At 75.8% G+C, this 9,370-nt stretch carries 8 protein-coding genes and 1 pseudogene; 4 read left to right on the forward strand and 5 right to left on the reverse strand.

Annotation, left to right across the window (positions count from 1 at the left end; translation table 11 throughout):
- Positions 1 to 66 precede the first annotated feature (66 nt).
- Entirely contained in the window at positions 67 to 1,293 is a 1,227-nt protein-coding gene (locus ACZ514_RS28780; protein ID WP_469126034.1) for a beta-ketoacyl-[acyl-carrier-protein] synthase family protein, read from the forward strand.
- Here ACZ514_RS28780 and ACZ514_RS28785 read toward each other — a convergent pair.
- Positions 1,274 to 2,173 carry a LysR family transcriptional regulator gene (locus ACZ514_RS28785; RefSeq protein WP_469126035.1) on the reverse strand — a complete coding sequence of 300 codons (900 nt, stop codon included), beginning with the start codon at positions 2,171 to 2,173 and terminating at the stop codon, positions 1,274 to 1,276. The two genes, ACZ514_RS28780 and ACZ514_RS28785, sit on opposite strands and share 20 nt — an antisense overlap.
- Before the next feature lie 173 nt (positions 2,174 to 2,346).
- On the opposite strand from ACZ514_RS28785, the gene ACZ514_RS28790 reads away from it, so the two are divergent.
- Positions 2,347 to 2,913: a DUF6817 domain-containing protein gene (locus tag ACZ514_RS28790; RefSeq protein WP_469126036.1), complete on the forward strand. Its 567-nt coding sequence runs from the start codon at positions 2,347 to 2,349 to the stop codon at positions 2,911 to 2,913.
- 66 nt (positions 2,914 to 2,979) lie between these two features.
- Here the strand turns inward: ACZ514_RS28790 and ACZ514_RS28795 are convergent, their stop codons facing one another.
- Together ACZ514_RS28795 and ACZ514_RS28800 are read right to left on the reverse strand one after the other, a co-directional pair.
- A complete protein-coding gene (locus tag ACZ514_RS28795) occupies positions 2,980 to 4,296 on the reverse strand; it encodes an LCP family protein (protein WP_469126037.1) in 1,317 nt (438 codons plus the stop codon).
- 83 nt (positions 4,297 to 4,379) lie between these two features.
- Entirely contained in the window at positions 4,380 to 5,933 is a 1,554-nt protein-coding gene (locus ACZ514_RS28800) for a N,N-dimethylformamidase beta subunit family domain-containing protein (protein ID WP_469126038.1), read from the reverse strand.
- Between the two features lie 68 nt (positions 5,934 to 6,001).
- Between ACZ514_RS28800 and ACZ514_RS28805 the strand changes: the two are divergent.
- Positions 6,002 to 6,523 (forward strand): annotated as a pseudogene (locus ACZ514_RS28805) (tyrosinase family protein); the annotation flags it as partial.
- 139 nt (positions 6,524 to 6,662) lie between these two features.
- On the opposite strand, the gene ACZ514_RS28810 reads toward ACZ514_RS28805, so the two are convergent.
- Positions 6,663 to 8,162, reverse strand: coding sequence for an MFS transporter (locus ACZ514_RS28810; protein WP_468170358.1), 1,500 nt, complete (start codon positions 8,160 to 8,162; stop codon positions 6,663 to 6,665).
- A 142-nt stretch (positions 8,163 to 8,304) separates the two neighbouring features.
- Between ACZ514_RS28810 and ACZ514_RS28815 the strand changes: the two genes are divergently transcribed.
- The gene (locus ACZ514_RS28815) at positions 8,305 to 9,087 is read left to right on the forward strand and encodes an aminotransferase class IV (protein ID WP_468170361.1); all 783 of its coding nucleotides are present in this window, start codon (positions 8,305 to 8,307) and stop codon (positions 9,085 to 9,087) included.
- On the opposite strand, the gene ACZ514_RS28820 is transcribed toward ACZ514_RS28815, so the two are convergent.
- Positions 9,036 to 9,365 carry a chorismate mutase gene (locus ACZ514_RS28820; RefSeq protein ID WP_468170364.1) on the reverse strand — a complete coding sequence of 110 codons (330 nt, stop codon included), beginning with the start codon at positions 9,363 to 9,365 and terminating at the stop codon, positions 9,036 to 9,038. The two genes, ACZ514_RS28815 and ACZ514_RS28820, sit on opposite strands and share 52 nt — an antisense overlap.
- Positions 9,366 to 9,370: the final 5 nt, after the last annotated feature.

A 9,370-nucleotide genomic window follows, 5' to 3' on the forward strand; every position in this document is an offset into this window, starting at 1 on the left:
TCTTGATCACCTCCGGCCCGAGTCCGATGGCGGGGGTGTGCCAGTCGAACAAATGGGGGTTGGGCGATGACCATGGATACGACGGATGTCGTGGTGACGGGGCTGGGGGCCACGACGCCGCTCGGCGGGGACGTTCCCTCCACCTGGGCCGGGATGCTGGCCGGGGATTCCGGGATCCGTGCGATCGAGGAGGAGTGGGCCGCCGGGCTGCCGGTGCGGATCGCGGGGCGGCTGCGGGTCGAGCCGGGTGAGGCCATGGACCGGGTGCAGGCCCGGCGGCTGGACCGGTGCGAGCAGGTCGCGCTGATCGCGGCCCGGGAGGCGTGGGCCGACGCGGGGCGGCCGCAGGTGGAGCCGGAGCGGCTGGCCGTGGTGATCGGTACGGGCGCGGGCGGTGCGCTGAGCATGCTCGGGCAGGACGACGTCCTGGAGGCGTCCGGGGTCCGCAAGGTCTCGCCGCACACCGTGCCGATGCTGATGGCGAACGGGCCGGCGGCCTGGGTCAGCATCGAACTCGGTGCCCGGGGAGGGGCCCGCACCCCCGTCAGCGCCTGTGCCTCCGGGGCCGAGGCGATCGCGATGGGCCTGGACCTGATCCGGCTGGGGCGCGCGGACGTGGTCGTCGCGGGCGGGGCCGAGGCCTGCGTCCACCCCCTGCCGCTGGCGGGGTTCGCCCAGGCGAAGGCGCACTCCACGCGCAACGACGCGCCGCGGGAGGCGTCCCGGCCGTTCGACACCGGCCGGGACGGCTTCGTCATCGGGGAGGGCGCGGCGCTGGTGGTCCTGGAGCGGGCCGGTTTCGCCGCCGCCCGCGCCGCCCGCGTGCACGCGGTGCTGGCCGGCGCGGGCGTCACCTCGGACGCGCACCACATCACCGCCGCCCACCGGGACGGGCAGGTCCGCGCGATGCGGCTCGCCCTGGAGTCGGCCGGGCTCGGCCCGCTCGATGTCCGGCAGGTGCACGCCCACGCGACCTCCACCCCCCAGGGTGACCTGACCGAAGCCGAGTCGGTCACCGAGGCCATCGGTACGCATCCGGCCGTCACCGCGACCAAGTCGATGACCGGGCACCTCTTCGGCGCGGCCGGTGCGCTGGGCGCCGTCGCGGCGGTCCTGGCCCTGCGCGATCAGGCCGTACCCGCCACGCGGAACCTGGACGAACTCGATCCGCGGGTGGGGCTGGACGTGGTCGCCGGGCGGCCCCGGCGGGGCCTGGCCGGTGCCGCGCTGGTCAACTCCTTCGGCTTCGGCGGGCACAACGCCTCGCTGGTGTTCACCGCCGGACGTGGCTGACGGTCCGTTCGCCCACGGCGTCGGCGAAGGCGCGGGCCGGCGGGGCGAGGGCCTCCCAGCGGCGGACCGCCCAGCCGACCGCGAGGGGCGGGAGGGCGGGTACGGGGACCAGGCGCAGGGGGCCGCCGGGGGCGGCGCGCAGGCCGGGGACGAGCGGTACGACCGTGTGGCCCAGGCCGAGTTCGGCCAGCAGGAGGGCGGTGTCCCAGTCCGCGACGCTGGTGTCCGAGCCGACCCGGACGCCCAGTTCGGTGAAGGCCGCGTCCAGGCGGGCGCCGGAGAGGGAGTTCGGGGGCAGCCGGACCAGGCGGAGGTCCGTGAGGTCGGCGGCGTCGACGGTGCGGCGGGCGGCGAGCGGGTCTCCGGCGCGGACGGCGAGCACCCACGGCAGGTCGGCCACGGGGCGCTGTTCGATGCCGGGCACCGGGGGGCCGATGGTGACCCAGGCCAGGTCCAGGGTGCCGGCCAGGAGGGCTTCGAAGCAGCGGCGGCTGGAGGTCTCGGTGCGGAACTCCAGGCTGGTGCGCGGGTGGTGGCGGCGGAAGTCGACGATGGCCTCCGCCATGAAGTGGCGGACGGTCGCCCCGCCGGTGCCGACGCGTACGGATCCGCCCTCGCCGTTCGCCAGGTCGCCCAGGCGGCGCAGGGCCTGGTCCAGGCCGGTGATCCCGTCGGCGGCGGCCTCGTAGAGGATCCGGCCGGCGGGGGTGGGCACCACTCCGCGGGGCCGGCGTTCGAGCAGGGCCGTCGCCGTTTCGCGTTCGAGGCGCTTCACGTGCTGGCTGACCGCCGACTGGGTGCGCCCCAGTTCGCGTGCGACGCCGCTGAGGCTGCCCGCGCGGCATACGGCGACGAAGACGCGGAGGTCGTCCAGGGTCATGAACCCCAAGGTAGGGCTTGGGTGTTGGCAAGGAAACCCCAGGATTGACTGGATGCCGGGCAGGGCGGACGATTCCGGTGGGCCCGGACCCAGGCGGCAACCCTGTCCGGTGGCCACGGCCGGGTCCGGAACCGGCGTGGGCGCCGGACGGGTGCCGACCACGGGAGGGTTCGATGACCGCTGTGCCGTCCGCCGACGAGCGGGCCCTGGAGTTGCTGCGGCGGTGCGGGGCGGAGGGGGTTCCCCATCCGGGCGGCGACCTGCGGGCCCACCTGCTGCGGGTACGGGGGCGGCTCGCCTCGTGGGGGGCGCGGCCGGCGCTCCGGCTGGCGGGGCTGTGCCACGCCGTGTACGGGACCGACGGCTTCCCCGTGGCGCTGCTGCCGCTGGAGCGCCGTCCGGAGGTGGTGGAGGCGATCGGAGCCGAGGCGGAGGGTGTGGTGTACCTGTACGCCGCGTGCGACCGGGGGGCGACCTACCCGGGTCTCGGGCGGGCCGGTGCCGTGTTCACCGACCGCTTCGACGGCGGGCGCGGCCTGGTTCCGGGGGAACGGGCCCGGCGGGACTTCGCCGAGCTGACGGCGGCCAACGAGCTGGACCTCGCGGCGGAGGACGCCGCCTTCCGGGCCGCGTACGGGCCGGACCTGCTGGTCCTGCTCGGCCGGGTCCGGCACCTGCTCGGGCCCGGTGCGCGGGAGGACGTACGGGCCTTGGCGCGGGACCTGGGGGTGCGGTGGTGAGGGACCGCCGTGCGCGGCCGGCCCCTCCCCCGCACCGCGGGTGTTCCCGGGGGGCCTCGTCCCCGTTCAGCCCGTGGGCCGGGACGGCCCGGGGGTGGTGGGGCAGCGCAGGGCGTCCGCGGTGACCGGGGCGCCGTCCGCCTTGTTGCGGTCGTAGGTCACCGTCCTGACCCGGGCCGGGGTGGTGCCGACGGTGACGTCGAAGGTCTGGTCCTGGTCCGGGTCGGGGTGGAGGCGGGCACCGGGGAGGGCTGCCGCGAGGGTGGCCGCGTCCGCTTCCCGGCCGGGGGCGTACGTGATGGCGGGCGGGCCCGGGGGCCGTACGGGGGGTGCGGGCAGGGGGGTGACCTGGAAGCCGCCCCGGGTCAGGGCCCCGGCCACGGCGGGCTCGTCGACGCGGACCCTGATGCCGGCCGGGTTGGTGTCGGCGGGGGTTTCGGGGACGGGCTGGATGCGGGGGTCGCCGGTGATGGGGCGGTCCTCGGCGAGGGCGTCCCAGAGGGCGGCGGCGCGGGACTCGTGCCAGACCAGGGTGGATCCGACGCCGGGGACGCGGTGGTCGAAGAGGCGGATGGGGACGGTGGCGAACTCGGTGCGCTCGGGGCGGAGCCGGCCGAGGGCCCAGCCGATGCGGACGAGGTCGCGCAGGTCCGTGCGGTCGTCGGTGCGGACGGTCTTCAGGAGGGTGCGGGCGGTACGGGCCGTGCTGAGGGGGCCGGAGAGGGCGCCTTCGGCGGTGAGGCGGGCCAGCAGGTCGTTGACGGTGCGCTGCTGGCGGCGGACGCGGCCGAGGTCTCCGGGCCGGCTGGTGACGTGCCGGGCGCGGACGTAGCGCAGGGTCCGGTTGCCGTCGGTGCGGTGGACGCCGGCGGGGACGTCGAGGCCGGAACCCTCGTCCCGCAGGGGCCGGTCGGTGCAGACGGTCGCGCCGCCGAGGTTGTCGACGGTCTGCTCGAAGCCGGTGAACCCGGTCTCCAGGTAGTGGTCGACGTGGAGGCCGGTGACCTGTTCGACGGTGCGCACGGCCAGCGGTCCGCGGCCGATCGCGTACGCCCCGTTGATCTTCCCGAAGCGGGGCGGGCCGGGCAGCGGGTACTGGACGTAGGAGTCGCGCGGGATGGAGACGACGCTGGCGCGGCGGCCGTTCGCGGAGAGGTGGACGAGCATCATGACGTCGGTGCAGTCGCAGCCCTTGCCGCCGACGTGCAGCCGTCGCTTCTCGGCGGCGGAGAGGCCGGCGCGGCTGTCGATTCCGACGACGAGGATGTTCGTGCCCCGGTGGTGGGCGCCGGTGCCATGGTCGGCGGACAGGGCCCGGGAGCCCGCGGGGGCGCCGGCGGCGAGGGTGGCCAGCAGCGTGAGGGCAACGGTGAGTCGACGCAACGCGCATCCCCTGACGTGGTGGTGGTGAGGTGGTGGCGGAAGCCGCGGGAGGACCGTACTGCCGCGGCCGGTGGCGGATGGGGTTACGCGCCGGGGAGAATGTCCAGATTGTCCCGAGCGGGCCTGGTCCGGCCGGCCGGTCCGCGGGCGAAGGCGCGCAGGACGTTGGCGGTGACGGTGCGGGTGAAGTGGCCGGCGCGGGCGTCCAGGCCGTGGTTGGCCTTGCCGCCGGCGGGCCCGGTCGCGTCGAGGGCCTCGACCCAGCGCATGGTGCCCGTGGCGAAGACGGCCGCGCCGCCGGGCAGGGTGAGGTAGGCGGTGTCCGCGTACGAGGCACGGCCCTTGCGGACGACCGGGGAGCGGGCCAGGACCTCGATGGGGCGGGGGGTGGGGTGGCGCGGGTTCACCCGGTCGTACTCGACGCCCACCAGGTGCGGGAAGCTGTCGCCGGCGCGGGCTCCGGTGCCCTCCAGGAGCCAGTGCCCGGGGTGGGTCACCACGTAGGGGGCGTCGACGGGGTAGCCGTCGTAGATCACGCCGAGCAGCGCGCTCTCGGGGTCGGCGGCGGGTGCCCGCCGGAAGTCGTGGGTGGGCGGGGATCCCCGCCGGTAGCCGGGGTCCTGGGCGTAGTCGTCCTTGTAGCAGACGACGGTCCGGTCCGGTCCGGCCGGGGACGCCTCGAGGCGGATCCGCCGGTAGCAGCAGTTCGCGCCGAGCACGGCCAGGTTGGTGCCGGTGTCGCGGGCGAGGGTCACGTGGCGGCGCTGCTCGGGGCTCCAGTACTCGTCGTGGCCCATGGAGACCACCGCGGCGGCTCCGCGCAGCAGTTCCGGGTCCCGCGCCACGTCGATGCCGGTGGCGTAGGCGAGGGGCAGGCCGAGCCGTTCGGCGAGGGCGACCACGGGTGCCTCGTAGACGAGGAACTGGCCGGCCCCGTGCCTGTTCGCGTAGGGGCGGTCGAAGGTGACCCGCAGGGACCTCGACGCCTTGTCACCCGTCCTGCCCCGGTACAGGTCCGCGCCTCCCCAGCGGTTGTAGGCCTGCCAGGTGGCCACGGCGTGCGCGAGTACGGTGCGGCCGGCCGTGACGGCGGAGCGTACGGTGACCGGCACGAACCGCTGGGCCAGCCCGTCGGTGGTGTCCAGGCGCAGCAGGTAGGCGCCCTCCGGCCAGCCGGAGGTGTCCACCAGCGCCGTCCGGTGCCAGGGGGCGCTCGCCGTGCGGGTGGCGGGGTCCGTGGTGGCGGGCGCCTGGCGGACGCCGGGGAGCGGGGCGGAGCGCCACACCAGGCGGGCCCGGGCGCCGCCGTACCAGCCCGTCCGGTAGGCGGAGACGGTGTAGGAGGCGGAGGTGGTCGACACCCTCAGGCCCAGCGGTTCTCCGGGGCGCAGGGAGACCCGCTCGGCGAAGCCCTCGACGGCGCGGGCCGGGCCGGGGCGGGTGATCCGCCAGTCCGGGGAGCCGGGGAGCGCGTTCTCCGCCGTGACGTCCAGGCCGCCGTCCGGGGGCGGCCGGTGCACGGGGCCGTCGGCGCGCGCGGCCGCACGGGCGGGCGGGCCGGGCCGTGCGGTGACCGCGGCGGCGGCCAGGCCCAGGATAAGCCGGCGTCGTCCGGGCCGTCCCTCGCTCTCGCGCACGCCCTCCGTTGTAGTCCACCGGCGGCCGCCGGCCCGGCAGACGCGCCCGTCCGGCCGTGGGGGCGGCCGACTGCATGGGCGGCACCCGGCGGGGCCGGGACGGGCGGGTGCTCGACGGGCCCTTCGCCTCCACGGGCGGGAAGTGGGCCGTGACGGTGGGCGTGGACCGGCGCGACTACCTGCGGCGCGTCCTCGGGTCGGGGGCGCCGCAGCTGCCGACCAGGGCCGAGGTCGACGCGGTGCTCGCCATGCCGGTGTACGACACCGCGCCCTGGAACAGCGCCTCGAGCGGGTTCCGCAACCATCTGGAGGGCTGGCGCGGGGCCAGCCTGCACAGCCGGGTGCACGTGTGGGTGGGCGGCCGCACGGCTTCCGCGGCCTCCCCCAACGACCCGGTGTTCTGGCTGCACCACGCCTTCATCGACAAGCTGTGGGCGGACTGGCAGGCCCGCAACCCGAAGGCCGGCTACCGGCCCGCGACCCGGACGCCGAACGTGATCGACCTGCGGGACGCGCTGCCCCCGTGGAACGACGTGACCCCGGCCGACCTGCTGGAGCACCGGCGGTTCTACACCTTCGACAGGCCGTGACGCCCCGCGGCGGCCCCGGCACCGCCGGGCGGCCGCCGGCCCCGCCGTGGCGCCTCCCGGCCGCTGAGCCGCGCGGTGCGCGAGGAGGCCCGCGCTCCCTCGGGGCGCGGGCCTCCTCGTATGGAGTGGCGGGGGCCGGTCAGGCGGCCGCGGGCGCGGAGGGGGCGGAGGGGGCGGGCGCGGCCTTCTTCTGGTCCCGCATGACCACGACGGCGAGGACCGCGGCGGCCAGGATGGCGGCGGCGCTGATGGTGAAGGTCGTCGACATCGAGCTGACGAAGGCTTCGCGGGCCGTGCGCACCATGCCCTGGTCCGTGCCGGCGACGGCCAGGGCCCCGGCGATGGAGTGCCTGGCCTGCTCGGGCAGTCCGGCCGGCATCTCGGCGGCGAACCCGGAGGCGAGGAGCGAGCCGAGGATCGCGATGCCGAGGGCGCTGCCGGCCTGGCCGATGGTGTCGTTGAGGGCCGAGCCGACGCCCGCCTTCTCCTCGGGGATGGTGGCCATCAGGGCGCCGACGGCGGCCGGCATGGCCGCGCCCGCGCCGAGGCCGAGCAGGCCCAGGGCGACCGCCGGGACGGTGAAGCCGGAGTCGGGGGAGGCGGTGGTCAGCAGGGCGAAGGAGGCGGCCATCACGATCATGCCGCCCACGATCAGGGGACGGTTGCCCACCTTGGAGGCGAGGCCGGCGCCCGCTCCGTTGCCGATCAGGGCGGCCACGGCGAGCGGGACGAAGGCGAGGCCCGCCTTGAGGGGCGAGTAGCCGAGGACGAACTGCAGGTACTGCGTCAGGACCAGCAGCAGGCCGCCGTTGCCGATCTGGACGAGGGTCAGGGAGAGCGAACCGCCGCTGAAGTTGCGGTTCTTGAAGAGGACCAGCGGGACCATCGGGGAGGGGGTGACGTTCTCCCAGATCACGAACCCGGCGAGGCAGGCCGCGGCCACGGCGAGGGTGAGCGAGGAGCGGCCCTCGAAGGCGCCGTGCTTCGGGATCTCGATGATCCACCAGACCAGGGCGGTCATGCCGACGGCGGAGAGGACGGCGCCCAGCGGGTCGGGCTTCTGCCAGGGGCCCTTGGACTCGGGCATCAGGGTGAGGGCGGCGATCACGGCGAGGACGACGACCGGGACGTTGATGAAGAAGATCGACTGCCAGGAGAAGTGGTCGATCAGGACGCCGCCGAGGACGGGGCTGCCCACCAGGCCGAGCATGGAGACCGAGCCCCAGGCCGCCATCGCCTTGGGCCGCTCGTCCTCCTCGAAGACGGTGATGAGGATGGAGAGGGTGGACGGCATGATGAGCGCGCCGCCGACGCCCATGGCGACGCGTACGGCGATCACCTCGCCCGGGTTGGAGCAGTAGGTCGCGGCCAGGGACGCCGCGCCGAAGAGGACCAGCCCGACCAGCATGACCAGGCGCCGGCCGAAGCGGTCGCTGAGGCTGCCGGAGGTGAGCAGGAGCCCGGCGAAGACCAGGATGTAGGAGTCGAGGATCCACTGGGTGTCCTGCGCGCTCGCGCCGAGATCCGTGGTCAGGACCGGGACCGCGACGGTCAGGGCCATGGAGTCGACCACGAGGACCAGTGAGCTCAGGCACAGCACGATCAGGATCCACCAGCGGCGGGGGTTCCTGGTTTCCATGGGTCGTTCCCTTTCGTCCTTCGTCGGTGCGTCCCGTTGATGAGGCCCACTCGGCGCGTACACCGTTCCAGTGCTGCGCACACTGTACGCGCAATGGGTACGGCGTACGCAAGGGGGCGTGCGGCGTTCTATGCTCCACGTCATGGGAACGGGGTCGGCGGGTGCCGGTGGAAGCGGGGAGCGGGTCCTCCTGTACGGGCCGGGAGGGCTCGTCGAGGGCCGGATGGCGGGGGAGCCGGAGGTGGCCGACTCCTGGCTCGTCGAGGAGGGGCGGGTACGGGAACCGGCCGCGCACTGGCGGCGGTTCGGCGCGTCCGTGGCCGAGGCGGGCGGGCCGGGACTGGAGGGTTTCCCGGAGGCAGTCGTCCGGGCGCTGCCCCGGCGGGGGTGCTGGTTCCCCCGGGTGGAGCTGGTGGGCGGACGGCTGCTGCTGCGGCTGCGCGTGGCGCCCGCGCGGACGGACGCGGTCCGCCTGTGGACCGGGGGCGACGATCCGCGGCGCGCGCCCCGGCGCAAGGGGCCGGACCTGTACGCGCTGGGGGCGCTGCGGGCGCGGGCCGTCGCGGCGGGCGCCGATGACGCGCTGCTCGTCGGCGACGACGGCGTCGTACGGGAGACGGCCACGGCGAACCTGGTGTGGTGGGACGGGGACGTGCTGTGCGTCGTCGATCCGGGGCTGCCGGTCCTGCCGGGGGTGACCGCGGCGTGGGCGGTGCGGCGCGCGGGCGCGCTGGGGATCCCGGTGCGGCGGTGCCGGGTGCGGGCGGCGGAGCTGAGCGGGCGGGAGGTGTGGGTCACCAACGCGCTGCACGGGCCGCGGCCGGTGACCGGGTGGGTGGGGGCCGACGTGGCCGCCGGCCCCTCACCGCGGGTTCAGGAGTGGCGGGCCGCCTGGGCGGCGGCCGCCGAGCCTCTGCCGCGGTAGCGGCACAGGTTCAGCAGGAGGAGGGCCAGCTCGACGCCCGGGCGGCCGAGGCTGTTGCCGTACCGGGCGATGACCTGGGTCTCCCGGGACAGGCGGGTACCGGGGCCGCCGGCGGCGGTCCGGTCGCGCTGGACCTCGTGGACGAGGGCGGCGCGGTGGGCGATCAGGCCGATGATCTGGTCGTCGAGGGCGTCGATCCGGTGGAGCAGGACCTCCTCGTTGAGCCGGGTGAGGAAGGCCGTCGTCTCCGTGGAGGCGGGCTCTGTGGTGACGGGCATGCGGT

It is taken from the genome of Streptomyces sp. NPDC034086 (assembly GCF_055575515.1).

Excerpts from the sequence above, each read along its gene's own strand:
- ACZ514_RS28780 (WP_469126034.1), top strand. The coding sequence starts at position 67 with ATGACCATGGATACGACGGATGTCGTGGTGACGGGGCTGGGGGCCACG.
- ACZ514_RS28785 (WP_469126035.1), bottom strand. The coding sequence starts at position 2,173 with ATGACCCTGGACGACCTCCGCGTCTTCGTCGCCGTATGCCGCGCGGGC.
- ACZ514_RS28820 (WP_468170364.1), bottom strand. The coding sequence starts at position 9,365 with ATGCCCGTCACCACAGAGCCCGCCTCCACGGAGACGACGGCCTTCCTC.
- ACZ514_RS28790 (WP_469126036.1), top strand. The coding sequence starts at position 2,347 with ATGACCGCTGTGCCGTCCGCCGACGAGCGGGCCCTGGAGTTGCTGCGG.
- ACZ514_RS28815 (WP_468170361.1), top strand. The coding sequence starts at position 8,305 with ATGGGAACGGGGTCGGCGGGTGCCGGTGGAAGCGGGGAGCGGGTCCTC.
- ACZ514_RS28810 (WP_468170358.1), bottom strand. The coding sequence starts at position 8,162 with ATGGAAACCAGGAACCCCCGCCGCTGGTGGATCCTGATCGTGCTGTGC.